The 24,137-nt window shown below is 55.9% G+C and carries 21 protein-coding genes and 5 tRNA genes; 17 read left to right on the forward strand and 9 right to left on the reverse strand.

Going from position 1 to position 24,137, the window contains the following annotated elements; all coding sequences use genetic code 11:
* Nucleotides 1-19: 19 nt before the first annotated feature.
* Entirely contained in the window at nt 20-730 is a 711-nt protein-coding gene (locus tag ACMWLG_RS11215) for a DUF3053 domain-containing protein (protein WP_014882044.1), read from the forward strand.
* Nucleotides 731-977: 247 nt separating this feature from the next.
* The gene (gene cspA, locus ACMWLG_RS11220; RefSeq protein ID WP_003860775.1) at nt 978-1,190 is read left to right on the forward strand and encodes an RNA chaperone/antiterminator CspA; all 213 of its coding nucleotides are present in this window, start codon (nt 978-980) and stop codon (nt 1,188-1,190) included.
* Nucleotides 1,191-1,248: 58 nt separating this feature from the next.
* On the opposite strand, the gene ghrB is transcribed toward cspA, so the two are convergent.
* The 6 genes from ghrB to ACMWLG_RS11250 all read right to left on the reverse strand — a co-directional run bounded on the left by ghrB (nt 1,249) and on the right by ACMWLG_RS11250 (nt 7,302).
* Complete coding sequence (gene ghrB / locus ACMWLG_RS11225) at nt 1,249-2,223, reverse strand: glyoxylate/hydroxypyruvate reductase GhrB (protein WP_045400228.1); 975 nt, start codon at nt 2,221-2,223, stop codon at nt 1,249-1,251.
* 26 nt (nt 2,224-2,249) lie between these two features.
* Entirely contained in the window at nt 2,250-3,530 is a 1,281-nt protein-coding gene (locus tag ACMWLG_RS11230) for an MFS transporter (RefSeq protein WP_045400225.1), read from the reverse strand.
* Nucleotides 3,531-3,647: 117 nt separating this feature from the next.
* Nucleotides 3,648-4,586, reverse strand: coding sequence for a sugar kinase (locus tag ACMWLG_RS11235; protein WP_045400223.1), 939 nt, complete (start codon nt 4,584-4,586; stop codon nt 3,648-3,650).
* Between the two features lie 3 nt (nt 4,587-4,589).
* A complete protein-coding gene (locus tag ACMWLG_RS11240) occupies nt 4,590-5,339 on the reverse strand; it encodes a sugar phosphate isomerase/epimerase family protein (RefSeq protein WP_045400220.1) in 750 nt (249 codons plus the stop codon).
* A 103-nt stretch (nt 5,340-5,442) separates the two neighbouring features.
* Nucleotides 5,443-6,459, reverse strand: coding sequence for a LacI family DNA-binding transcriptional regulator (locus ACMWLG_RS11245; protein WP_023309954.1), 1,017 nt, complete (start codon nt 6,457-6,459; stop codon nt 5,443-5,445).
* Between the two features lie 180 nt (nt 6,460-6,639).
* Nucleotides 6,640-7,302 carry an OmpA family lipoprotein gene (locus ACMWLG_RS11250; protein WP_008502762.1) on the reverse strand — a complete coding sequence of 221 codons (663 nt, stop codon included), beginning with the start codon at nt 7,300-7,302 and terminating at the stop codon, nt 6,640-6,642.
* A gap of 211 nt (nt 7,303-7,513) precedes the next feature.
* Between ACMWLG_RS11250 and ACMWLG_RS11255 the strand changes: the two genes are divergently transcribed.
* On the forward strand, nt 7,514-9,793 hold the full coding sequence (locus tag ACMWLG_RS11255) for a molybdopterin guanine dinucleotide-containing S/N-oxide reductase (protein ID WP_045400476.1): 2,280 nt from the start codon (nt 7,514-7,516) through the stop codon (nt 9,791-9,793).
* Here the strand turns inward: ACMWLG_RS11255 and ACMWLG_RS11260 are convergent.
* Both ACMWLG_RS11260 and tag read right to left on the reverse strand, forming a co-directional pair.
* Complete coding sequence (locus ACMWLG_RS11260; protein WP_023309956.1) at nt 9,756-10,202, reverse strand: N-acetyltransferase; 447 nt, start codon at nt 10,200-10,202, stop codon at nt 9,756-9,758. The genes ACMWLG_RS11255 and ACMWLG_RS11260 overlap by 38 nt on opposite strands.
* Entirely contained in the window at nt 10,180-10,761 is a 582-nt protein-coding gene (tag, locus tag ACMWLG_RS11265; RefSeq protein WP_023309957.1) for a DNA-3-methyladenine glycosylase I, read from the reverse strand. The genes ACMWLG_RS11260 and tag overlap by 23 nt, the downstream gene beginning before the upstream one ends.
* Nucleotides 10,762-10,915: 154 nt before the next feature.
* Here tag and ACMWLG_RS11270 point away from each other — a divergent pair, with 154 nt between their 5' ends.
* The 9 genes from ACMWLG_RS11270 to dppF all read left to right on the forward strand — a co-directional run bounded on the left by ACMWLG_RS11270 (nt 10,916) and on the right by dppF (nt 21,481).
* Nucleotides 10,916-11,614: an autotransporter domain-containing protein gene (locus ACMWLG_RS11270; protein ID WP_045400217.1), complete on the forward strand. Its 699-nt coding sequence runs from the start codon at nt 10,916-10,918 to the stop codon at nt 11,612-11,614.
* 238 nt (nt 11,615-11,852) lie between these two features.
* The gene (locus ACMWLG_RS11275; RefSeq protein ID WP_023309959.1) at nt 11,853-13,055 is read left to right on the forward strand and encodes an MFS transporter; all 1,203 of its coding nucleotides are present in this window, start codon (nt 11,853-11,855) and stop codon (nt 13,053-13,055) included.
* 239 nt (nt 13,056-13,294) lie between these two features.
* Complete coding sequence (gene eptB, locus ACMWLG_RS11280) at nt 13,295-14,989, forward strand: kdo(2)-lipid A phosphoethanolamine 7''-transferase (protein WP_045400216.1); 1,695 nt, start codon at nt 13,295-13,297, stop codon at nt 14,987-14,989.
* A gap of 91 nt (nt 14,990-15,080) precedes the next feature.
* Nucleotides 15,081-15,157 (forward strand) — tRNA-Pro (locus ACMWLG_RS11285).
* 620 nt (nt 15,158-15,777) lie between these two features.
* Nucleotides 15,778-17,385, forward strand: a complete 1,608-nt coding sequence (dppA, locus tag ACMWLG_RS11290) for a dipeptide ABC transporter periplasmic-binding protein DppA (protein ID WP_023309961.1) — start codon at nt 15,778-15,780, stop codon at nt 17,383-17,385.
* Between the two features lie 160 nt (nt 17,386-17,545).
* The gene (gene dppB, locus ACMWLG_RS11295) at nt 17,546-18,565 is read left to right on the forward strand and encodes a dipeptide ABC transporter permease DppB (protein ID WP_023334097.1); all 1,020 of its coding nucleotides are present in this window, start codon (nt 17,546-17,548) and stop codon (nt 18,563-18,565) included.
* Between the two features lie 9 nt (nt 18,566-18,574).
* Nucleotides 18,575-19,477 carry a dipeptide ABC transporter permease DppC gene (gene dppC, locus ACMWLG_RS11300; protein WP_045400214.1) on the forward strand — a complete coding sequence of 301 codons (903 nt, stop codon included), beginning with the start codon at nt 18,575-18,577 and terminating at the stop codon, nt 19,475-19,477.
* 10 nt (nt 19,478-19,487) lie between these two features.
* Complete coding sequence (dppD, locus tag ACMWLG_RS11305) at nt 19,488-20,471, forward strand: dipeptide ABC transporter ATP-binding protein (RefSeq protein WP_008502772.1); 984 nt, start codon at nt 19,488-19,490, stop codon at nt 20,469-20,471.
* The gene (gene dppF / locus ACMWLG_RS11310) at nt 20,468-21,481 is read left to right on the forward strand and encodes a dipeptide ABC transporter ATP-binding subunit DppF (protein WP_023309965.1); all 1,014 of its coding nucleotides are present in this window, start codon (nt 20,468-20,470) and stop codon (nt 21,479-21,481) included. Before dppD ends, dppF begins: the two co-directional genes overlap by 4 nt.
* 44 nt (nt 21,482-21,525) lie before the next feature.
* On the opposite strand, the gene coaA is transcribed toward dppF, so the two are convergent.
* Entirely contained in the window at nt 21,526-22,476 is a 951-nt protein-coding gene (gene coaA, locus ACMWLG_RS11315; RefSeq protein ID WP_032668002.1) for a type I pantothenate kinase, read from the reverse strand.
* Nucleotides 22,477-22,793: 317 nt separating this feature from the next.
* Between coaA and ACMWLG_RS11320 the strand changes: the two genes are divergently transcribed.
* The 5 genes from ACMWLG_RS11320 to tuf all read left to right on the forward strand — a co-directional run.
* Nucleotides 22,794-22,869: transfer RNA gene (locus tag ACMWLG_RS11320), tRNA-Thr, on the forward strand.
* An 8-nt stretch (nt 22,870-22,877) separates the two neighbouring features.
* A tRNA-Tyr gene (locus tag ACMWLG_RS11325) sits at nt 22,878-22,962 on the forward strand.
* A 117-nt stretch (nt 22,963-23,079) separates the two neighbouring features.
* Nucleotides 23,080-23,154: transfer RNA gene (locus ACMWLG_RS11330), tRNA-Gly, on the forward strand.
* Nucleotides 23,155-23,160: 6 nt separating this feature from the next.
* A tRNA-Thr gene (locus ACMWLG_RS11335) sits at nt 23,161-23,236 on the forward strand.
* Nucleotides 23,237-23,354: 118 nt separating this feature from the next.
* On the forward strand, nt 23,355-24,137 hold a 783-nt coding region (gene tuf, locus ACMWLG_RS11340; protein WP_414762985.1), incomplete at its 3' end, for an elongation factor Tu.

Genomic DNA, 24,137 nt, shown 5'->3' on the forward strand with positions numbered 1-24,137 from the left:
GGGTGAAAGGAGTAATAAAATGGCGACAGGAAAGTCCTGCTCTCGCTGGTTTGCGCCTATTGCGGCGTTGTTGATGGTTGTTAGCCTGAGTGGGTGTTTTGATAAAGAAGGCGATCAGCGCAAAGCGTTTATCGATTTTCTGCAGAATACAGTGATGCGCAGCGGCGAGCGGTTGCCGACGCTGACTGCGGATCAGAAAAAACAGTTTGGCCCCTTCGTGTCCGATTACGCCATTCTTTATGGTTATTCACAGCAGGTGAGCCAGGCGATGGATTCCGGTATCCGCCCGGTAGTGGATAGCGTGAACGCCATCCGCGTTCCACAGGATTATGTGACGCAGCGTGAACCGCTGCGCCAGTCCAACGGTGCGCTTGGCGTGCTGAGCCAGCAGTTGCAGAATGCGAAAATGCAGGCTGACGCGTCACGTTCTGCGCTGAAGCAGGGTGACGATCTCAAACCTGTCTTCGACAAAGTGTATGAGAAAGTGGTGACGAAACCGTCTGAAGCGCTGCAACCGCTGATTCCGGCCGCGCAAATCTTCACGCAGCAGCTGGTTCAGGTGGGCGACTTTATTGCCCAGCAGGATACTCAGGTGAGCTTCGTTGCTAACGGCATTCAGTTCCCGACCTCGCAGCAGGCAAGCCAGTACAATACGCTGATTGGGCCGCTGGCCTCCCAGCATCAGGCCTTTAGCCAGGCCTGGAGTGCCGCTGTCACGGCCACAGAATAAACCGAAAAAACCCCGCTCCCGGCGGGGTTTTTTTATGCTTATGGAAAATAACGCTTGTCATTCTTCTACCACATCGGTATAACTATCCCCGTCGGTTTGTTACACAGACCTAAAGCAGTTTAGTAAAGCAGTCCAGATTGTTATCCATAGATACCCTTCGTTGTGACCCTTCCTTCATCGCTTAAAAATCTGTAACGCAATCCATCAAGCCGGAAGGCTCAATATATTTGTTAATAAGGTAATTTCTATGTCTGCTAAAATGACTGGTCTGGTAAAATGGTTCAACGCTGATAAAGGTTTCGGCTTCATCACTCCTGACGATGGCTCTAAAGACGTGTTCGTACACTTCTCTGCTATCCAGAACGATGGCTACAAATCTCTGGACGAAGGTCAGAAAGTTTCCTTCACCATCGAAAGCGGCGCTAAAGGCCCAGCAGCTGGTAACGTTGTAAGCCTGTAAGCTTCCAACCCAGTAGCACAAAATTCAAAAACCCGCCTTCTGGCGGGTTTTTTCGTTTCTATCGTTGCACCTGCGGGTTCACGCAGTTTATCTCCACCTTTCCGCTTAGGGCGGCGATAAGGTTATCGACCGCAGTGGCCGCCATGTTGTAGCGCGTCTCATGGGTGGCTGAGCCGATGTGGGGCAGGGCGACGACGTTTGGCATTGCCAGCAGCGGGGAATCCACCGGCAGCGGCTCCTGTTCAAATACGTCCAGACCTGCGGCATGGATCTCACCGTTCTGCAGAGCTTCAATCAGCGCCTTCTCATCCACCACCGGGCCGCGACCCGCGTTGATGAAAATGGCGGATTTCTTCATTTTTTCAAATGCGGATTTGCCAATCAGATGACGGGTTTCGTCCGTCAGCGGCAGAACCAGACAAACAAAGTCGGCTTCCTCCAGCAGGGTATCCAGCTCGCAGTAGCGGGCGTTGAAGCGTTCTTCGGCTTCACTGTGATGGCGACGCGCGTTATACAGAATCGGCATGTTAAAACCAAAATGCGCGCGCTGCGCCAGTGCCAGCCCGATACGCCCCATGCCAACAATGCCCAGCGTTTTGCCGTTAACGTCCACGCCGAACCAGTCCGGTCCAATGCTTTTTGTCCATTCGCCCGCTTTGACGCGCTCGGCTACTTCCACCACGCGACGTGCCGTGGTGAGTACCAGCGCCATCAGCGTATCGGCCACGGTTTCCGTCAGGGCATGTGGCGTATGCATCAGCAGGATCTTGCGGGCGTTAAGGGCATCCACAGCGAAATTGTCGTAACCCACGGAAACGGTAGAGGTAGCACGAAGCTTCGGCATTTTCTCCAGCAGGGCGACATCCACTTTCTCGCTTGAACCCAGCAGGCCTTCGGCGCTGGCGAACGCTTCGGCGTGCTGCGCCACGGTTTCCGGGCTCAGGTTCTTCACCTGCGTGACGGTGAAGTGTTCTTCAAGGCGTTTCTGCAGATCTTCCGGCAGTGCTTTGTACAAAATGACGGACGGCTTCATGCTAATCTCCGTTAATTTTTAAGGATTCAGGCGTGGCGTGCGCCGACAGGGTGTTGTTGATTATTAGCAGGCTTAACAATCAGAGTAAGCCACACGGAGGCGAAAAGCGCCACCCCCATAAAGATGTACGATGCGGACGGGCTGCCGGTGGCACCGTTCAGGTAGCCGACGAACCATGAGCCGCAGAACGACCCCAGCGCACCCATGCTGTTAATCAGCGCCATCGCGCCACCCGCGACGTTACGCGGCAGCATTTCCGGGATGATGGCAAAGAATGGACCATACGGGGCATACATGGCGGCACCGGCGACCACCAGCAGGGTATAAGAGGCCCAGAAGTGATTTGCACCCACGGCCCACGAGCCGATAAAGGCAAAAGCAGCGATCAGCAGCAGCGGCCAGACAAACAATTTTCGGTTCTGCAGCTTGTCCGACGCCCAGGAGACGACGATCATGGCGATGGTCGCGGCCAGATACGGTACGGAAGAGAGCCAGCCCACTTCTACCATGCCGAGGTTCTCGCCGCCGCTGCGGATAATCGACGGCAGCCACAGCACAAAACCGTATACGCCAATGCTCCAGGTAAAATACTGCGCGCAGAGCAGGATCACGTTGCGCGAGCGGAAGGCTTCACCGTAGTTGCGTACCGCCTTCAGACCTTGCTGTTCTTTATCCAACTGCGCCTGCAGCGCCGCTTTTTCGTCTTCGGAAAGCCATTTCGCCTGGGCTGGTTTATCTTTTACCAGTACCCACCAGCAGAATGCCCAGATCACTGCCGGAACCCCTTCGATGATAAACATCTCGCGCCAGCCGAAGGACTGGATCAGGTAGCCAGACACCACCGACATCCACAGCACCGTCACCGGGTTACCGAGGATCAGGAAGGTATTCGCGCGCGAGCGTTCAGATTTGGTAAACCAGTTGCTGATGTAGATCAGCATCGCCGGCATGACCGCCGCCTCAACGACGCCGAGGATAAAGCGAATGGCGGCCAGGGCAGGAATATTGTTCACCACGCCGGTCAGTGATGCGCAGGCGCCCCACAGGATCAGACAGACGAAGATCAGCTTACGCACGCTGCGGCGTTCTGCATAAATCGCGCCCGGGATCTGGAAGAAGAAGTAGCCCAGGAAGAAAAGGGCACCCAGCAGGGAGGAGATACCTTTGGTGATCCCAAGGTCCTCTGTGATCCCCGCTGCGGACGCGAAGCTGAAGTTGGCACGGTCAAGGTACGCCAGGCTGTACGTGATAAACACGATTGGCATGATGTACCACCAGCGTTTTACTGGATTGGTCGAACTGTTCATAGGCTTGCCTCTGTTGTTGAGGTTGTTACCGCCGTTGTCTGTAGGGTACACGGTGGCTTAATTATTTGGTGTGGCTTGCTGCCCTCACCCTGGCCATCTCTCACAGGGAGAGGGAATTTAAATGCCGAGCTCTGCTCGAGTGGGTAATCCTTCGCTGTCGCCCTGCACCTGAATGGCCAGCGAGCCAATCTTGTTGCCCCGCGCCACGGCCTTCGGCAGCGTTTTGCCTTCCAGCAGGGCGCTAATCACGCCCACGGCAAAACCGTCGCCCGCGCCGACGGTGTCGACAACGTTCTCAACCTTCACCGCCGCGACCGCGCCCTGTTGGCCGTCGGCCGTCTTAAACCATGCGCCATCGGCGCCGGTCTTCAGCACCACCGCTTTTACCCCTTTATTCAGGTAGAAATCGGCAATGCCTTCCGGCGTGCTTTCGCCGGTCAGGATCATCCCTTCTTTCAGGCCCGGCAGAACCCAGTCCGCTCTGAACGCCAGGCGGTTGAGCTTCTCGACCATTTCCGCTTCGCTTTTCCACAGCACCGGGCGCAGGTTCGGATCGAAAGAGATCGTTTTTCCCTGGGCTTTCAGAGTGGCTGCCGCGTGATCCAGCAGTTCATACGAGCTGGCGGACAGCGCTGCCGCGACGCCGCTCAGGTGCAGATGGCGCGCGGAGGCGAAATAGTCGGCGTGGTAATCTGCCACTGAGAGGTGGCTTGCGGCCGATCCCTTACGGAAATATTCCACGATGGGATCGGTTCCATTTTCGACCTTAGATTTAAGCTGAAAGCCGGTAGGGAAGCGTCCATCGAGGGTGACGCCTGCGGCATCAATTCCCTCTTTTTTCAGCGAGTCGAGAACGAAATGGCCAAAGCTGTCGTCCCCCACGCGGCTGACCCAGCCGACGTTAAGGCCGAGACGCGCCAGGCCAGTTGCGACGTTCAGCTCTGCGCCTGCCACGCGCTTGATAAAGTGCTCCACCGCGCTCAGTTCGCCCGTTTCAGTGGCGACAAACATCGCCATGGCTTCGCCGATCGTGATGACATCCAGCGTCTTGTGCATGGTTTACTCCTCGCGCAGCAGGTTGACGTAATGGCGGGTAACGGCGGTTAAATCCGTCCCTTCCAGCGGGAACTCGATACCGCGCGGGGCATCGGCAGGCAGCTGGCCGAGCAGATCCAGCCAGCGCGCATCGGCGTGGTCTGGCGCCACGGCACGGAAGTTATCTTTGTGCGGCACGGCCGCTTTCACGTGGATATAGCTCACCGCAGGGGCCAGATGACGCGCGGCCTCTTCAGGCGAATCGCCAACCCACAGCCAGTTGCCCATATCGAAGGTCAGCGTGACGGGTAAGGCCATTTCCCGACAGGCGGCCTGGAAGCGCTGCATGGGCGCGAGCTGTCCGCAGTCGGTCTGATCGTTCTCCACGACCAGCGCCATGCCGCTTGCGTTCAGCAGGGTACGCAGGGCGTCGAGAGGCTGCGCGTCGCGGAAATGGCCCAGGGAAACCTTCAGCCACAGGGCGTTCAGGGTGCTGGCCTCAGAGAGATAGCGGGTCAGGTCCGGGTTGAGGGTGCCGTCAGGCATAAACAGGGCGGCGGGGGCGGAGTAGCACGCCAGCAGGCCGAGCAGCTCAATGGATTCGCCCAGCGCAGGCAGCGTCAGCAGCTCTTCGCTGCTGAACAGTTCCCGGCGGATCTCCACGCCGTCTGCCCCCGCGCCTGCAATAACGGGAAGCATTGCCCGCTGGCCGCCTGCCTGTCGCACCTGTTCCGCACCGTACGCGGCGGTGACCACCATAATTTTCCTGCCCATCTTCGGACTCCATCGCAACATATCAATACTACTACGCTAGATGGAACCGGTTCCAAAGAAAAGGTCAGGATGTCGAATTTATGATCGGTATCACAAGGGAAAATTAACGCGCCGTGGAGCCGCGAACGATCAGCTCTCCGGAGAAGACCTGCTCGCGAACGGCATCGCTGGTGCCTTCAATGCGACGAACCACTTGTTCAACAGCAGCATAGCCAATCTGCCATGTGGGCTGTTTGAGGGTCGTAATGCCGACGCCCGCCAGCTCCGCCCACTCCAGTTCATCAAACCCCAGCAGACCGATATCGCTGCCCCAGTGCAGGCCAATGCGCTTGAGCGAGCGGGCGACCTGAAGCGTCAGCGCCCCGTTGGCGGAAATAACGGCTTTGCGCATGCCGCGATGGCGCGTGTGGAACTGGCGCAGGGTGTTATCGAGCTGGTCAGCTTCGTGAAGCGGCGTTTCGGCATTTTCGGCGATCACGCCGGGATATCGCTCCAGCGTGGTGCGAAATGCGCTCAGGCGCTCGCGACGGGTATTGACCATCCCTAACGGTTCACTCAGAAACAGAATGGCCTCGAAGCCCTGTTCGATCAGATGTTCGGTGGCGGTAGTGGCGGCCTGGGTGTTATCCAGACCGACCACATCGCAGGCAAATTCCGGGATTTTACGGTCGATGAGGACCATAGGCAGAGAGGACTGCTGCAGGCGGTTTAAACCCTCTTCCCGCATGCCCACCGCGTTCACCACAATCCCTTCGACCTGATAGCTGCGCAGCAGATCGAGGTAATGCAGCTCCTGGTCAACTTCGTTGTTGGTATTACAGACCAGCGGCGTGAAACCTTTCTCGCGACAGGCGGCTTCAATACCGCTGAGCACGTTAACGGAATAGGGGTTGGTGATATCGGCGATGATAAGCCCGATAAGACGGGTGCGGCCGCGTTTGAGCCCGCGCGCCATGAGGCTGGGACGGTAGTCGAGATCGGCAATGGCCTGTTCAATACGCGCCAGCAATGCGTCGGACAGCAGGTGTTTCTCGCCGTTAAGGTAGCGCGAAATGCTGGTTTTACCGGTTTTGGCGGCTTTCGCCACGTCGCTGATGGTGGCCCGGGCTGGTTTGCTCATCGCTGATTTCCCTGAATTTAGTGAGAATACCTTAACGGGAAAATCGGACGAATCAAGTAATTTGCCGGGTGGCGCTGCGCTTACCGGAGGTTGCGGTCTGGTGCCCTCACCCCAACCCTCTCCCACGGGAGAGGGTGCAACCACTAAAAACGGCAACGAGCGTTGCCGTTTTGCTTTTACCTACTGAATTGGGCTTAACGTAATCTCAACGCGGCGGTTCTGCGCTTTGCCTTCCGCCGTGCTGTTGCTGGCGATAGGGTTGGCAGGGCCCATGCCGCTGGTGCGGATACGGTTCGCTTCAACACCCTGGGTAATCAGCGAGCTGGCCACGGAATCGGCGCGCTGCTGAGACAGACGCATGTTCAGATCCTGGCTGCCGGTACTGTCGGTATAGCCAATCACGTTAACGGCGGTTTTATTGTACTCTTTCAGCACCATCGCCACGCCGGTCAGGGTGTTTGCGCCTGCTGGTTTCAGCGTTGCGCTGCTGCTGTCGAAGGTCACGTTGTTCGGCATATTCAGGATGATGTTATCGCCGCTGCGCGTCACGCTCACGCCGGTTCCCTTCATTTTGTCGCGCAGCTTCGCTTCCTGCACGTCCATGTAATAGCCAACGCCGCCACCCAGCGCCGCGCCCGCCGCTGCGCCAATCAGCGCGCCTTTGCCGCGGTCTTTCTTGGAGGAGGATAGCGCCCCCACGCCTGCGCCGACCAGCGAGCCGATACCCGCGCCAATGCCGGATTTACCCGCTTCACGCTCACCGGTGTAAGGGTTAGTTGTGCAGCCAGAAACAGCCAGGGCACCGCTCACCAGAGCGGCAATAACGAGTACGCGTTTTTTCATCTTCTTTCCTTAATCCTTTTTATTCTTTGCCACGGCGAGCGTGGCAGTTGATTATGACGTCCAAATACGGAGAAAATTCCGGGTATAACTCTGAAATTTGTGACAAACCATAAACTGCCTCAGAAAGAAGGCCGTAAACCTGCACGCAACCAGGAGCGCACGCTTGAGCACCTCAACGAAAACCATTCTGACCGCCGCCCACTGGGGGCCGATGCTGGTCGAAACCGATGGCGAAAATGTTCTGTCGTCCCGCGGGGCACTGCCAACCCAACATTCCAACTCGTTACAGACCGTCGTTCGCGATCAGGTGCATAGCAAAACGCGCGTGCGCTGGCCGATGGTGCGTAAAGGTTTTCTGGCCTCGCCGGATAAGCCACAGGGGATTCGCGGTCAGGATGAGTTTGTTCGCGTGAGCTGGGATGACGCGCTGGCGCTGATCCACGCCCAGCACAAGCGCATTCGCGACAGCTACGGTCCGTCGTCCATTTTCGCCGGGTCGTACGGCTGGCGTTCTAACGGCGTGCTGCACAAGGCCTCGACGCTGCTGCAGCGTTACATGAGCCTGGCGGGAGGCTATACCGGCCATCTGGGGGATTACTCCACCGGCGCGGCGCAGGCGATCATGCCGTACGTCGTGGGGGGGAACGAAGTGTACCAGCAGCAGACCAGCTGGCCGCTGGTGCTGGCACATACCGACGTGGTGGTGCTCTGGAGCGCTAACCCCCTCAACACGCTGAAAATTGCCTGGAACGCCAGCGACGAGCAGGGCATCGGGTATTTCGACGCGCTGCGCAAAAGCGGCAAGCGCATCATCTGCATTGACCCTATGCGCTCTGAAACCATGGATTTCTTCGGCGACAGCGCCGAGTGGATTGCCCCGCATATGGGCACCGACGTGGCGATGATGCTAGGGATTGCCCATACGCTGGTCGAAAACGGCTGGCACGATGTTGAATTCCTGACGCGCTGTACCACCGGTTTCGATAAATTCGCCCACTACCTGACGGGCCAATCCGATGGGGTAGCAAAAACGGCAGAGTGGGCCGCAGAAATTTGTGGCGTTCCTGCGGACAAACTCCGCGAACTGGCGGCGTTGTTCCATAAAAATACCACCATGTTAATGTCCGGCTGGGGAATGCAGCGCCAGCAGTTTGGCGAGCAAAAACACTGGATGCTGGTCACCCTTGCCGCAATGCTTGGGCAGATAGGCACGCCGGGCGGGGGTTTTGGTCTCTCCTATCACTTTGCGAACGGCGGTAATCCAACGCGTAAAGCGGCGGTGCTGGCGTCACTGCAAGGCTCGGTGCAGGGCGGCGTGGATGCCGTGGATAAAATCCCGGTGGCGCGGATCGTTGAAGCTCTGGAAAACCCCGGCGGTTTTTATCAGCACAACGGTCTGGACCGCCACTTCCCGGACATTAAATTTGTCTGGTGGGCGGGCGGATCGAACTTCACGCACCATCAGGATACCAACCGGCTGATACGCGCCTGGCAAAAGCCGGAGCTGGTGGTGATTTCCGAGTGCTTCTGGACCGGTTCGGCTAAGCATGCAGATATCGTGCTGCCGGCGACCACCTCGTTTGAGCGTAACGATCTCACCATGACCGGCGACTACAGCAACCAGCATATGGTCCCGATGAAGCGCGTTCTGGCCCCGCGCGATGAGGCGCGTGATGATTTTGACGTGTTTGCTGAACTGAGCGAGCTGTGGGAAGCGGGCGGTCGCGAGCGTTTTACCGAGGGGAAAAGCGATCTGCAATGGCTGGAGAGCTTCTACCAGATTGCCGGACAGCGCGGCGCGGCGCAGGGCGTGACGCTTCCGCCATTTGCTGAATTCTGGGAGGCGAACCAGCTCGTCGAGATGCCGGAGAGCGAACAGAACGCGAAGTTTGTCCGTTTTGCCGATTTCCGCCGCGACCCGGAGAGCCACCCGCTGAAAACCGAGAGTGGAAAGATCGTGATCTATAGCGAGCGTATCTCCAGCTTTGGCTATGCCGACTGCCCGCCACACCCTATGTGGCTCGAGCCGGACGAGTGGCACGGCAACGCCCAGCCGGAACAGCTGCAGGTGTTGTCTGCGCATCCCGCTCACCGTCTGCACAGCCAGCTTAACTATACCTCCCTGCGCGAGCAGTATGCGGTCGCCGGGCGAGAGCCGATCACGCTGAATACCCTTGATGCGAAAGCCCGCGGGATCGCGGACGGCGACGTGGTGCGCGTCTGGAACTCGCGCGGGCAGGTGCTGGCAGGGGCAGTGGTGAGCGACGGGATTAAACCGGGCGTGATCTGCATTCATCAGGGCGCATGGCCCGACCTTGAGCCCGCCGAGGGAGGGATCTGTAAAAACGGGGCGGTTAACGTGCTGACCAAAGATCTCCCCAGCTCGAAACTGGGGAATGGCTGCGCAGGGAACACGGCGCTGGCCTGGGTAGAGAAATATCAGGGACCCGAGCTTACCTTAACGGCGTTTGATCCGCCTGCCAGCTCATGATCCATGTCGGGTGCTGGGTATCATCCTGCCAGGCGCTGTCTTCAATGCGAAAGCCCTGAGCATGGTAGAAATTCACCGCCCGCACATTTTTCTGATATACCTCCAGCGTTAAATGCGGGAAGCGCTGTTGAACATGGTTCAGCAGCGCGCGCCCGATGCCTTTCCCTATGCATGACGGTGCGACAAACAGCGCGCCGACAAACTGAGACTGCATCACGCTGATAAATCCGCAAGGTTCGCCATCCTCTTCCCAGACCCAGGTTTCCGCCGACGGAAGGTAAACGTCCCGCACCATGGCCTCGTTCTCTTTCCAGTAACCCGGCTCGATAAACGGATGCGCTTCCGTGGTGCTTTCAAGCCACAGGCTCAGAAGCGGCGCGGTATTCTCACTTTGCCATTTGCGGATCATGATGGCCTCCCGGATGACAGAAGCAGCCGGTAACATGGTCGTTGACCAGGCCACAGGCCTGCATAAAGGCGTAGCAGATGGTGGAACCGACAAACTTAAAGCCGCGTTTTTTCAGGGCTTTCGAGAGTGCATCCGAGGCCGGGGTGGAGGCCGGGATTTCCGCAAGCGTGGCGGCCTGGGTGACCTGCGGATCGTTGTTCACAAACGTCCAGACAAACTCTGAGAACGATTCACCGTTTTGTTCCATTGCCAGATAAGCGCGTGCGTTACCGATGATGGCCTGGATCTTACCGCGATGGCGGATGATGCCCGCGTCCTGCACCAGTCGTTCCACGTCCTCATCGGTCATGGCGGCGACGGCAACAGGATCGAACTGGTGGAAGGCGTTGCGGTAGTTTTCGCGTTTCTTCAGTACCGTAATCCACGACAGCCCCGCCTGCTGGCCCTCCAGGCAGATCATCTCAAAGAGTTTTTTGCCATCCGTTTCCGGCACGCCCCATTCCCGATCGTGATAGTCGATATAAAGCTGATCCTGGCTTACCCAACCGCAACGTTCCATCCGTCATCTCCCTTATTACTACTGATTTCGCAAAATTTTCATTCTGACTGGCTTGACGTGTTTACTATAAAGACAATAGTTAATACAAGGTCTATAAGTTCTTCCTGAATAACGACAAATATCGCCGAATTCGGCTCTCTCTGGGGTCGCGTTGATGATGATAAAAAAAATCAGTGGTCGCCATGCTGCTTCTGGCCTGGTGGGAATTTCAGCCTGCCTGTTTTTTTGTAATACAGCGTCTGCCTGGCAACAGGAATATATCGTTTCAGATGCCCAAAATAATACGGCGGAACGCTATACATGGGATGCGGATCACCAACCGCGTTATGAGGATATTCTGGCTGAGCGTATTCAGTCTTCGCAGAACGCACCGGGACTTGCCCTGAATATACCGTCTGGCAGAACGACGGAGGGGGCAATGAGCGTGGGCTGGAATTTTCCCGTTTCAGCACGTATCACCACCGGCCCGGTGGTGGCGTGGCGATACGACGGCACGGCGCCCATGATGATCAACGAGTTTGGTGATAGCGCGTCGACGCAGGCAATCACCGACCCGCTCTGGCATGCCAGCGTCAGCACGCTTGGATGGCGCGTGAATACCCAGTACGGCGATCTTCGTCCATGGGCGCAGATTAGCTATAACCAGCAGTTTGGTGAAAACCAGTGGAAATCGCAGTTTGGAATGCCGCAAACGCCAGCCCCTGCCCAAAGCGGTAGCTGGATGGATGTCACCGTGGGAACGGATATTCCCTTTAACACGTACATGGCGGCCTATGCGTCGCTGGCTCAGGGGGAGCACACCACCACCGGTGAGGAGTTTTTATACACTCTCGGCGTTAGCGCGAAATTCTAGAGTTGTTACTTTTTTAAACGTTACGATAACATCTCGAATACAATAACCACGGGCTTTACAGCGATAGCAGATACTAACATGCTGTCGCTTTATTCCCGGGCCAGGCCATTCATTCCCGATTCCAGGCATTTCATTCCGTTCCGCCTGCATTTCATGCCGTTTTACCCCAGGCGTTTTAAGGTTTTGTTTATCGTTGTCCTCAGCGAACTTCCTTAATTTCTCTTGCAGGACAACTGCCATGAACACATCAACCTATAACCGCACGCGCTGGCTTACGCTCTTTGGCACCATCGTCACCCAGTTTGCGCTGGGGTCGGTCTATACCTGGAGCCTGTTTAACAGCGCGCTTTCCGACAAACTCGGCGCGCCGGTCAGCCAGGTTGCGTTCTCCTTTGGTCTGCTGAGCCTGGGTCTGGCGATTTCGTCTTCCGTCGCGGGCAAGCTGCAGGAGCGTTTTGGCGTGAAGCGTGTGACCATGGCGTCCGGCATTCTGCTGGGGTTGGGCTTTTTCCTGACGGCGCATTCCAGCAACCTGATGATGCTGTGGCTGAGCGCCGGCGTGCTGGTGGGTCTGGCCGATGGCGCAGGTTACCTGCTGACTCTGTCGAACTGCGTGAAGTGGTTCCCGGAACGTAAAGGCTTAATCTCCGCGTTCGCCATCGGCTCTTATGGCCTGGGCAGCCTCGGGTTCAAATTTATCGACGCCCACCTGCTGGCGTCCGTTGGCCTCGAAAAAACCTTTATGATCTGGGGCGCAATCGTGCTGGTGATGATTTTGTTCGGCGCCACGCTGATGAAAGATGCGCCGCAGCAGGAAGTGAAATCCGTTAACGGCGTGGTGGAGAACGACTTCACCCTCGCGCAGTCCATGCGTAAGCCGCAGTACTGGATGCTGGCGGTGATGTTCCTGACGGCCTGCATGAGCGGTCTGTATGTCATCGGCGTGGCGAAGGATATCGCGCAGGGGATGGTGAAGCTGGATGCGGCTACGGCGGCGAATGCGGTGACGGTCATCTCCATTGCCAACCTCTCCGGTCGTCTGGTGCTCGGTATTCTGTCTGACAAAATTGCCCGCATCCGTGTGATTACGATTGGGCAGGTGGTTTCGCTGGTCGGTATGGCGGCGCTGCTGTTCGCTCCGCTGAATGAAGCCACCTTCTTCGCGGCGATTGCCTGCGTGGCCTTTAACTTCGGTGGCACTATTACCGTCTTCCCGTCACTGGTGAGCGAGTTCTTTGGCCTGAACAATCTGGCGAAAAACTACGGCGTTATCTATCTGGGCTTCGGGATCGGCAGTATCTGCGGCTCGCTGATTGCCTCCCTGTTCGGCGGCTTCTACGTGACCTTCTGCGTCATATTTGCCCTGCTGATTATCTCGCTGGCGCTCTCGACCACGATTCGCCAGCCGCAGCGCGAAGTATTCAAAGAAGCGCACGCGTAAGCTGTATGAAAGAGGCCTCCGTGGCCTCTTTTTTCTTTATGCGAGACGCTTCCCGTCTCGATATTTTGTAAAAATTTACACCGATCACACTCTCTGCTGCCACTTTTCTCTCCCGCTGTGGTCTACTTACCGCGCTTGTAGACGTTTCTCATAACGCTTCCTTACGCATTTACTTACTCTGTCCGCTTTCTCTTTGAGATTCGACGGGTCTTTATACCCCTTCCCCCAGGGTTGTTTGCATGAAATACATTAGGTCTCTTACCCAGCAAAGATTGTGTCTGATGCTGGCTGTCTATATCGGATTATTTCTGAATGGCGCGGTACTGTTCAGAAGAGTGGAAGGGTATGTTGAAAACCTTACCCTAAGTAATGGTATATTGGCCGCAATAGAAGTATTCGGCTCCGTTCTCGCGACCTTCTTCCTCTTACGCCTCCTGTCCCTTTTTGGTCGACGTACCTGGCAAATTTTGGCCTCGCTGGTGGTGATTATTTCCGCCGCCGCAAGCTATTACATGACCTTTATGAACGTGGTCATTGGTTACGGTATCGTTGCCTCGGTGATGACCACGGATATCGACCTCTCGAAAGAGGTGGTAGGGAAAGGCTTTATCGTCTGGACGGTTTTAGCCTGTCTGATCCCGCTGTTCTTTATCTGGAGCAATACGTGCCGCTATACGCTGTTACGCCAGCTGCGCACCCGTGGACAGCGGATCCGCAATATCGTCGTCGTCCTGCTGGCCGGTCTGCTGGTGTGGGCGCCTATCCGCCTGATGGAAACGCAGCAAAAACGCGTCGAAAAAGCGACGGGCGTGGATATGCCAAGCTATGGCGGCGTGGTGGCAAACTCGTATTTGCCATCTAACTGGCTGTCAGCGTTAGGGCTGTATGCCTGGGCGCAGGCGGACGAATCCAGTGATGTGAAATCTCTGATCAATCCAACGAAAAAATTCACCTACCAGCCGCCAGCCGACGGGATTGATGATACTTACGTCGTCTTCGTCATCGGCGAAACGACGCGCTGGGATCATATGGGCATTCTCGGCTATAACCGGGACACCACGCCAAAGCTGGCGCAGGAGAAAAACCTGGTGGCCTACCGTGGCTACTCCTGCGATACCGCAACCAAGCTCTCGCTGCGCTGCATGTTTGTGCGTGAAGGCGGTGCAAGTGATAACCCGCAACGCACGCTGAAAGAGCAGAACGTGTTTGCCGTGCTGAAGCAGCTTGGATTTAGCTCTGACCTGTTCGCCATGCAAAGTGAGATGTGGTTCTACACCAACACGCTGGCAGATAACATCGCGTACCGCGAGCAGATTGGCGCCGAACCGCGTAACCGCGGCAAAAACGTCGACGACATGCTGCTGCTGGAAGAGATGTCCCAGTCCCTCAAGAACCATCCGCAGGGTAAGCATCTGGTTATTCTGCATACCAAAGGGTCGCATTACAGCTACTACCAGCGCTACACGCGTGACTTCGCGAAGTGGCAGCCTGAGTGCGTGGGCATTAATAAAGACTGCAGCAAGCAGGAGCTGATCAACGCCTACGACAACTCGGTGCTGTACGTGGATACCTTCCTGAGCCGGGTGATCGACCAGCTGCGCGATAAAAAAGCGATTGTGATTTACGCGGCAGATCACGGTGAATCCATCAATGAGAAAGAGCATCTGCACGGTACGCCGCGCAAGCTGGCACCGCCGGAACAGTTCCGCGTGCCGATGATCATGTGGATGTCGGATAAGTATCTTGAAAATCCGGAGAAGGCGAAGATGTTTGCTCAGCTGAAAAAAGAGGCGGATATGAAGGTGCCGCGTCGTCACGTTGAGCTGTACGACACCATTATGGGTTGTCTCGGTTATACCTCACCGAACGGTGGGATTAACGAAAACAACAACTGGTGTAAACTCCCTGATAACAGCGTAAAAGCCGCGCAGTAGCTGCCCTGGCGAGAATATCGCCAGTTGAATGGCTTTTTGAAAATAAGGGATTGACGGGGGCGCACCTCAGCAGTAAGATGCGCTCCGCATTCGGCGAGTAGCGCAGCTTGGTAGCGCAACTGGTTTGGGACCAGTGGGTCGGAGGTTCGAATCCTCTCTCGCCGACCACATTCTGAAAAGGGCTAACCGCAAGGTTAGCCCTTTTTGCATTATGATCTTATCCCGTCAGAGTATCCAAAACGCCCCTTAGGCCTGCTTCTCCCTGCCTGTTAACGATTTTGTGACATAATCCATTGTATTTTTTTATATATAGATTGATCTTTTTTCGCGTTGCTTATGGATAACCTCAGCATTTTTCGCTGTGCGTTTTAACGTTCGCGGTATTTAGTGCTCAGATAATCACCATTCTGCAAGAAAATTTACCCATTCTGAATAAAAGTTAATCACTGATTGTTGTGAAATATGAAGAGACTTGTGCTGCAAGATAGCGAGTAGCATAAATTTCCCTGCTGAAAACTGGCATGCATAGTTTTTTTAATCTTTGTTTGCGGTTTCTCACACTCAGCGTAAATCCCCGTCACCTGTATTGACGTTTTCACATTCTGTTGACAGATTGTAGGGCATGAGGGGCATTTCAGGGACGATCTGCGCTGCAACTCAAACGCTCTTCTGAAAGGATTCTCCATCCCTTTAAAGCCTTCGGGCATCACCGACCGGACCGGGTAAAAAATAAATAAAGGTCTGGCGGCGTAACACAACAAAGCAAAACATCACATTGGAGCAGAATAATGAGTATTTCCTTGAAGAAGTCAGGGATGCTGAAGCTTGGTCTGAGCCTGGTGGCTATGACCGTGGCAGCAAGCGTACAGGCAAAAACCCTGGTTTACTGTTCTGAAGGCTCGCCGGAAGGCTTTAACCCACAGCTCTTTACCTCTGGTACGACTTACGACGCAAGCTCTGTACCGATCTATAACCGTCTGGTTGAATTCAAAACCGGTACCACGGAAGTAATTCCGGGTCTGGCCGAGAAGTGGGACGTCAGCGAAGACGGCAAAACCTATACCTTCCACCTGCGCCAGGGCGTGAAGTGGCAGGACAGCAAAGATTTCAAACCAACGCGCGACTTTAACGCCGACGACGTTGTGTTCTCTTTCGACCGTCAGAAAAACGCTCAGAACCCGTACCATAAAGTGTCTGGCGGCAGCTATGAATACTTCGAAGGGATGGGTCTGCCTGACCTGATTGCTGAAGTGAAAAAAGTGGACGATAAAACGGTTCAGTTCGTGCTGACGCGTCCGGAAGCGCCATTCCTGGCTGACCTGGCCATGGACTTCGCCTCAATTCTGTCCAAAGAGTACGCGGACAACATGCTGAAAGCCGGTACGCCGGAGAAAGTTGACCTGAATCCAATCGGTACCGGTCCATTCCAGCTGCTGCAGTACCAGAAAGACTCCCGCATTCTGTATAAAGCGTTCGAAGGCTATTGGGGCACCAAGCCGCAGATCGACCGTCTGGTCTTCTCCATCACGCCTGATGCTTCCGTGCGTTACGCAAAACTGCAGAAAAACGAATGCCAGGTGATGCCGTACCCGAACCCGGCTGATATCGCCCGTATGAAGCAGGACAAGAACATCAACCTGCTGGAGCAGGCCGGCCTGAACGTGGGCTATCTCTCCTTTAACACCGAGAAGAAACCGTTTGATGACGTGAAAGTGCGTCAGGCGCTGACCTACGCGGTGAACAAAGAAGCGATTATCAAGGCGGTTTACCAGGGCGCTGGCGTTGCTGCCAAAAACCTGATCCCACCAACCATGTGGGGTTATAACGACGACGTTAAAGACTACACCTACGATCCTGAGAAAGCGAAAGCGCTGCTGAAAGAAGCGGGCCAGGATAAAGGCTTTACCGTTGAGCTGTGGGCGATGCCGGTACAGCGTCCTTACAACCCGAACGCACGCCGTATGGCGGAAATGGTTCAGGCTGACTGGGCTAAGGTTGGCGTTCAGGCCAAGATTGTGACCTACGAGTGGGGCGAGTACCTGAAGCGCGCCAAAGCGGGTGAGCACCAGGCGGTAATGATGGGCTGGACCGGTGACAACGGGGATCCGGACAACTTCTTCGCCACCCTGTTCAGCTGCGCGGCGGCGAAAGACGGTTCTAACTACTCTCGCTGGTGCTACAAGCCGTTTGAAGATCTGATCCAGCCGGCGCGTGCGACCGACGATCACAACAAACGTATTGAACTGTACAAGCAGGCTCAGGTTGTTATGCACGATCAGGCTCCGGCGCTGATTGTTGCTCACTCCACCGTGTACGAGCCAGTGCGTAAAGAAGTGAAGGGCTACGTGGTAGATCCACTGGGCAAACACCACTTCGAAAACGTATCGGTTGAATAATAAGTAGGGTGTTCTCCCTCTCCCTCTGGAGAGGGCAGGGGTGAGGGGCGTGCATGCATCCCCTCACCCTAACTCTCTCCCGCTGGGAGAGGGAATTTACATTTGTGAGCAATACAGACGTCACGCCACTGGTCGTGCGTCATCAGAGAGAATCCGGGTTATGTTGCAGTTCATCCTCCGACGTCTGGGACTTGTCATCCCCACGTTTATCGGTATCACCCTTCTCACTTTTGCCTTCGTCCATATGATCCCCGGCGACCCGGTAATGATTATGGCGGGCGAGCGTGGTATTTCCCCTGAGCGCCATGCACAGCTGCTGGCGGAACTCGGTCTCGATAAGCCGATGTGGCAGCAGTACCTCCACTATATCTGGGGCGTGTTGCACGGTGATTTAGGGATTTCGCTGAAAAGCCGCCTTCCGGTGTGGGACGAGTTCGTGCCGCGTTTTAAAGCGACGCTGGAGCTTGGCGTCTGCGCCATGATTTTCGCCACTGCGGTGGGTATTCCTGTCGGGGTACTGGCTGCCGTCAAGCGTGGCTCTATTTTTGACCATACCGCCGTGGGCCTGGCGCTGACCGGCTACTCCATGCCTATCTTCTGGTGGGGCATGATGCTGATCATGCTGGTATCGGTGCAGCTTAACCTGACGCCGGTCTCCGGGCGCGTCAGCGATATGGTCTTCCTGGATGACTCCAACCCGCTCACCGGCTTTATGCTGATTGATACGGCTATCTGGGGCGAAGAGGGCAACTTCATTGATGCCGTGGCGCACATGATCCTGCCTGCCATGGTGCTGGGCACCATTCCTCTGGCGGTGATCGTGCGAATGACCCGTTCATCGATGCTGGAAGTGCTGGGTGAGGATTATATCCGCACCGCGCGCGCAAAGGGCCTGACGCGTATGCGCGTCATCATCGTTCATGCGCTGCGTAATGCCATGCTGCCGGTGGTGACCGTTATCGGTCTCCAGGTTGGGACGTTGCTGGCGGGGGCGATCCTGACCGAAACCATCTTCTCCTGGCCGGGCCTTGGACGCTGGCTGATTGACGCGCTGCAACGCCGTGACTATCCGGTTGTGCAGGGCGGTGTACTGCTGGTCGCGACGATGATTATCCTCGTCAACCTGCTGGTCGATTTGCTGTACGGCGTGGTGAACCCGCGTATTCGTCATAAGAAGTAAGGGACCATCATGTCACAAGTCACTCAAAATAAAGTGGTCGCTGCACCGGTTCCTATGACGCCGCTGCAGGAATTCTGGCACTACTTCAAGCGCAATAAAGGCGCGGTGGTAGGGCTGGTGTATGTCGTAATCATGATCCTGATTGCGGTGTTTGCGAATTTCCTCGCACCGTATAACCCGGCGGACCAGTTCCGCGATGCGCTGCTCGCGCCGCCTGCGTGGCAGGACGGCGGCAGCCTGGCGCACCTGCTTGGTACCGATGACGTGGGCCGCGACGTGCTGTCGCGTCTGATGTACGGCGCGCGCCTGTCGCTGCTGGTCGGCTGCCTGGTGGTGGTGTTATCCCTGATTATGGGGATCGTGCTGGGTCTGATTGCCGGTTACTTCGGCGGTATCGTTGATAATATCATCATGCGTATCGTTGACATCATGCTGGCGCTGCCAAGCCTGCTGCTGGCGCTGGTGCTGGTGGCGATCTTCGGCCCGTCGATAGGCAATGCCGCGCTGGCGTTGACCTTCGTGGCGCTCCCTCACTACGTGCGTTTAACCCGTGCGGCGGTGCTGGTGGAAGTGAACCGCGATTACGTCACCGCCTCTCGCGTGGCGGGTGCCGGTGCGATGCGCCAGATGTTCGTGAATATCTTCCCAAACTGCCTTGCGCCGCTGATTGTTCAGGCGTCGCTCGGTTTCTCTAACGCCATTCTTGATATGGCCGCTCTTGGCTTCCTGGGCATGGGTGCGCAGCCGCCAACACCGGAGTGGGGCACCATGCTCTCCGACGTGTTGCAGTTCGCACAAAGCGCCTGGTGGGTTGTCACCTTCCCGGGTCTGGCAATCCTGCTGACGGTGCTGGCATTTAACCTGATGGGTGATGGCCTGCGTGATGCGCTTGATCCCAAACTGAAGCAGTAAGAGGCACGAGATGGCGTTATTAAATGTAGATAAATTATCGGTGCACTTCGGCGACGAAGGCACCCCGTTTCGCGCCGTGGACCGCATCAGCTACAGCGTAAATCAGGGCGAAGTGGTTGGTATCGTCGGGGAGTCCGGCTCCGGTAAGTCAGTGAGCTCGCTGGCGATCATGGGGCTGATTGATTACCCGGGCCGCGTGATGGCGGAAAACCTGCAGTTCAACGGTCAGGATCTGAAGCGCATTTCTGAGAAACAGCGCCGCCAGCTGGTGGGCGCCGAAGTGGCGATGATTTTCCAGGATCCCATGACCAGCCTGAACCCCTGCTACACCGTTGGTTTCCAGATTATGGAAGCGATTAAGGTGCATCAGGGCGGGAATAAGAAAACCCGTCGCCAGCGCGCGATCGACCTGCTGAACCAGGTGGGTATTCCTGACCCGGCATCACGCCTGGACGTTTACCCGCACCAGCTCTCCGGTGGGATGAGTCAGCGCGTGATGATCGCGATGGCGATTGCCTGTCGACCAAAACTGCTGATTGCGGATGAACCGACGACGGCGCTGGATGTGACCATTCAGGCGCAAATCATCGAGCTGCTGCTGGAGCTGCAGCAGAAAGAGAATATGGCGCTGGTGCTGATTACGCACGATCTGGCGCTGGTGGCCGAAGCCGCGCACAAAATCATCGTGATGTATGCCGGCCAGGTGGTCGAGACCGGGAATTCACACGATATTTTCCGCGCGCCGCGTCACCCGTATACCCAGGCGCTTTTACGCGCGCTGCCGGAGTTTGCCCAGGACAAAGCGCGTCTGGCGTCGCTGCCGGGTGTGGTACCGGGTAAATATGACCGTCCGCAGGGCTGTCTGCTCAATCCGCGCTGTCCGTATGCAACGGACAAATGCCGGGCAGAAGAGCCTGAGCTGAACCAGCTTGCTGACGGCCGTCAGTCGAAATGCCACTACCCACTCGATGATGCCGGGAGGCCAACACTATGAGTACGCAACAGGCCACCACGCAACAGCCGCTGCTGCAGGCCATCGATCTGAAAAAATACTACCCGGTGAAGAAGGGACTGTTTGCCCCTGAACGCCTGGTGAAAGCGCTGGACGGCGTCTCTTTTAACCTCGAACGCGGTAAAACGCTGGCGGTGGTGGGGGAGTCAGGCTGCGGCAAATCCACGCTGGGCCGTCTGCTGACGATGATTGAAGTGCCGACCGGCGGGGAGCTCTACTATCAGGGGCAGGATCTGCTCAAGCACGATCCGCAGGCGCAGAAGCTGCGCCGCCAGAAAATCCAGATTGTGTTCCAGAACCCGTATGGTTCTTTGAACCCGCGTAAAAAAGTCGGGCAGATTCTGGAAGAGCCGCTGCTGATCAACAGTAATTTGAGTAAAGAGCAGCGCCGTGAAAAGGCGCTGGCGATGATGGCGAAGGTCGGCCTCAAAACCGAGCATTACGATCGCTATCCGCACATGTTCTCCGGCGGCCAGCGTCAGCGTATTGCGATCGCCCGCGGGCTGATGCTCGATCCGGACGTGGTGATTGCCGATGAGCCGGTCTCCGCGCTCGACGTATCCGTGCGTGCGCAGGTGCTGAACCTGATGATGGATCTCCAGCAGGAGCTGGGGCTGTCTTACGTGTTCATCTCCCACGACCTGTCGGTGGTAGAGCATATTGCCGATGAAGTGATGGTGATGTACCTGGGGCGCTGCGTGGAGAAGGGGACTAAAGACCAGATCTTTAATAACCCTCGTCACCCGTATACTCAGGCGCTGCTGTCTGCGACGCCGCGTCTGAACCCGGACGATCGTCGTGAGCGTATTAAGCTGACGGGTGAACTGCCAAGCCCGCTGAATCCGCCTCCGGGATGTGCATTCAATGCCCGCTGCAGTCGCCGCTTCGGTCCGTGCACCCAGCTCCAGCCGCAGCTGAAGGATTATGGCGGCCAGCTGGTTGCCTGCTTCGCGGTCGATCAGGATGAAAATGGCGAGAAGCCACAGGCATAACGAAAAAAACCGGCGTTAAGCCGGTTTTTTTTATGTCTGCTTGATTATTTCCGCAGGCGAATCTGGTCGACGGCGTGCTTCTCGCTCTTGGTGAGGATCAGGCTCGCACGCTCGCGCGTCGGCAGGATGTTCTCTTTGAGGTTCACGTAGTTGATCTCATTCCACAGCCCCGTGGCCACGCCGATCGCTTCTTCTTCAGAAAGCTGAGCATAGTGGTGGAAATAGGAATCCGGGTCGGTAAACGCCCCTTCGCGGAACTTCAGGAAGCGGTTGATGTACCAGTTTTGCAGCAGGTCTTCCGGCGCATCGACATAAATAGAGAAATCGACGAAATCCGAGACGAATACGTGATGCGGGTCGTGAGGATAGTCCATCCCGCTTTGCAGCACGTTCAGACCTTCCAGAATCAGGATGTCCGGCTGGACCACGGTTTTATCCCCACCCGGGATGCGATCGTAGATCAGGTGCGAATAGACTGGTGCAGTCACGTGCGGCACGCCGGATTTCAGGTCAGAGACAAATTTCACCAGCCGGTGCATATCGTAAGAGAGCGGGAAGCCCTTCTTCTTCATCAGCCCGCGTTCTTTTAACACCTCGTTCGGGTGCAGGAAGCCGTCGGTGGTAATCAGCTCCACGCTGCGGTGTTCCGGCCAGCGGCTCAACAGCGCCTGCAGGACGCGCGCGGTGGTACTTTTACCCACGGCCACGCTGCCTGCGATACTAATGATATAAGGAATACGTTGACCGTTCGTCCCGAGAAACTGCTCCAGCACGGCCTGACGACGCAGGTTCGAGCTGATATAGAAGTTAAGCAAGCGAGAGAGGGGGAGATAAATTTCTGCCACTTCTTCCAGGGACAGATCTTCGTTTATCCCTTTTAACCGTGCGATTTCACCTTCCGTCAGCGTCATAGGGACGGAATCACGCAGGGCAGCCCACTGGCTGCGGTTAAAGTGAAGATAAGGCGTCATTAACGTTTGCTCTTTTTTGCTCATAAGCATGCTTCAGTGAGCCAGTATCACACTGTCGGATCATGGCTCATCACACAGTTAATTTTGGACAATGGGCAGGAGGTTAACACCAGATGACGGGAATAATAAGAAAAAAGATGGAAAGCGCTGCGTTACGCGGAAGCCGTCACGCTACGGTGAATACGGTGCAAATCACGATGATATGTTGAATATTTGACCTCAAATGACTACTTTTACAGCGTCCGACACGCTCTTCGCATAAAATGTGAGCGAAAGAACGTTTTATGCAAATTTTTAGTTGCATGACCGCGCAGGTATCCATAGAATGCGCGCTACTTGATGCCGACTTAGCTCAGTAGGTAGAGCAACTGACTTGTAATCAGTAGGTCACCAGTTCGATTCCGGTAGTCGGCACCATCAAGTCCGGTGGGGTTCCCGAGCGGCCAAAGGGAGCAGACTGTAAATCTGCCGTCACAGACTTCGAAGGTTCGAATCCTTCCCCCACCACCACTTTCTGGCAGCGTAAATGCCGCCGGAGCTGGTTGGAAAAATTAGCCAGCTCAAACTGAAAAAGAGAGAAATCTCTTTTTTTGTTACAGAAAGAACTGGGTAGCCGAGTTTCAGGATGCGGGCATCGTATAATGGCTATTACCTCAGCCTTCCAAGCTGATGATGCGGGTTCGATTCCCGCTGCCCGCTCCAATACGTGCTGATATGGCTCAGTTGGTAGAGCGCACCCTTGGTAAGGGTGAGGTCCCCAGTTCGACTCTGGGTATCAGCACCACTTCACTTCTCCTTCCCGTTTCTCTCTGTTTCAATTTTACTGTATTCAACAATTCAGGCATTTCGCCTGGTTGATGTGGTGATATCACCGATTTATCCGTGTCTTAGAGGGACAATCGATGTCTAAAGAAAAGTTTGAACGTACAAAACCGCACGTTAACGTCGGTACTATCGGCCACGTTGACCATGGTAAAACAACGCTGACCGCTGCAATCACTACCGTTCTGGCAAAAACCTACGGTGGTTCTGCTCGTGCATTCGATCAGATCGATAACGCGCCAGAAGAAAAAGCTCGTGGTATCACCATCAACACCTCTCACGTTGAGTACGACACCCCGACTCGCCACTACGCACACGTAGACTGCCCAGGCCACGCCGACTATGTTAAAAACATGATCACCGGTGCTGCGCAGATGGACGGCGCGATCCTGGTTGTTGCTGCGACTGACGGCCCAATGCCTCAGACTCGTGAGCACATCCTGCTGGGTCGTCAGGTAGGCGTTCCTTTCATCATCGTGTTCCTGAACAAATGCGACATGGTTGATGACGAAGAGCTGCTGGAACTGGTAGAGATGGAAGTTCGTGAACTGCTGTCTCAGTACGATTTCCCGGGCGACGATACTCCAATCGTTCGTGGTTCTGCTCTGAAAGCGCTGGAAGGCGACGCAGAGTGGGAAGCGAAAATCATCGAACTGGCTGGCTTCCTGGATTCTTACATCCCAGAACCAGAGCGTGCGATTGACAAGCCATTCCTGCTGCCAATCGAAGACGTATTCTCCATCTCCGGTCGTGGTACCGTTGTCACCGGTCGTGTAGAGCGCGGTATCATCAAAGTTGGCGAAGAAGTTGAAATCGTTGGTATCAAAGAGACTGCGAAGTCTACCTGTACTGGCGTTGAAATG

It is taken from the genome of Enterobacter sp. 01-M-02-SI-ECC, assembly GCF_047530595.1.
Classification (GTDB): domain Bacteria; phylum Pseudomonadota; class Gammaproteobacteria; order Enterobacterales; family Enterobacteriaceae; genus Enterobacter; species Enterobacter cloacae_M.